Consider the following 1418-nt stretch of genomic DNA (forward strand, 5'->3'; position numbering starts at 1 on the left):
TGGTCATCCACTCCCTCGGCGCGTCCGAGGTCGAGCACATGGCCCGGATCAGCGGGGTGCCGGTCGAGGAGGCCATCGCGCGTCGAAAGGACAGACCTCGATGCAGATACCGCAGTACATGCACAGGGAGAAGTCGATGGCGAATCGGTCGAGGACGTTGCGGCTGCGCTCACGGCCGCCGGGGGCAGCCGCCGGGACCGTCTCCTTGTGGGAGTCGATGTAGATGCACCAGTCGGGGCACTCACGGGCGCAGAGCATGCAGACCGTGCAGTTCTCCTCGAACAGGCCGATGACCCCGCGGGTGCGGGGCGGGAGGTCGGGCTGGGTGTCCGGGTACTGCTCGGTGACGGTCTTCTTCGTCATCGTGCGGAGGGTGACGGCCAGGCCCTTGGCCAGACCGGAGCCGGGGATCGGGGCCACTAGAGGAACACCACCTTCACGACGCCGGTGAGGGCGATCTGAGCGAGGGAGAGGGGGACGAGGAGGGTCCAGGAGAGTTTCTGGAGCTGGTCCTCGCGCAGGCGGGGATAGGTGACGCGGAGCCAGATGACGACGAAGGCGAGGATTCCGATCTTCAGCAGGGTCCACACCCAGCCGAGGCCGTCCGCGCCCCACGGGCCGTGCCAGCCGCCCAGGAAGAGGACGGTGGTCAGGCCGCACAGGACGACGATTCCGGCGTACTCGGCGAGGAGGAAGAGGGCGAAGCGGAGACCGGTGTACTCGGTGTAGGCGCCGAAGATGATCTCGGAGTCGGCGACCGGCATGTCGAAGGGAGGGCGCTGGAGTTCGGCCAGGCCCGCCACGAAGAAGACGACCGCACCGACGATCTGCCAGGGCAGCCACCACCAGTGGAAGGCATCGAGGATGCCGGGGAGGGAGACCGTGCCGGCCGCCATCGCCACGGAGGCGGCGGTGAGCAGCATGGGGAGTTCGTAGGCGAGGAGCTGTGCGGCTGTGCGGAGACCGCCGAGGAGGGAGAACTTGTTGGCGGAGGCCCAGCCGGCCATGAGCGAGCCGAGGACGCTCACGCCCATCACCGCGAGGACGAAGAAGATGCCCGCGTCCAGGACCTGGCCGACGGCGCCCTCGCTCGGGCCGATGGGGATGGCGAGGAGGACGAGCAGATACGGGAGGAGGGCTACGGCGGGGGCGAGTTGGAAGATACGGCGGTCCGCGCCCGCCGGGACGATGTCTTCCTTCTGGGCGAACTTGACGCCGTCCGCGACGAGTTGGGCCCAGCCGTGGAAGCCGCCGGCGTACATGGGGCCGAGGCGGCCCTGCATGTGGGCCATCACCTTGTGCTCGGTCTGGCCGACGATCAGGGGGAAGGTGAGGAAGACGACGAAGACGATCAGGAGTCGCAGGGCGACGTCGAGCACGTCGTTCACTGCGGGCCTCCTGTGGGGGTGTCGGGGGTG

At 68.5% G+C, this 1418-nt stretch carries 1 protein-coding gene and 1 pseudogene; both read right to left on the bottom strand.

The window, feature by feature from the left end:
• Window positions 1-66: 66 nt before the first annotated feature.
• Window positions 67-420 (bottom strand): annotated as a pseudogene (locus tag AC31A1_RS51380) (4Fe-4S binding protein); the annotation flags it as partial.
• A complete protein-coding gene (locus AC31A1_RS51385) occupies window positions 420-1388 on the bottom strand; it encodes a complex I subunit 1/NuoH family protein (RefSeq protein WP_489659909.1) in 969 nt (322 codons plus the stop codon). The pseudogene AC31A1_RS51380 and the gene AC31A1_RS51385, both read right to left, overlap by 1 nt.
• Between the last annotated feature and the right edge of the window lie 30 nt (window positions 1389-1418).

The sequence above is a fragment of the Streptomyces sp. P5F9 genome (assembly GCF_057961495.1).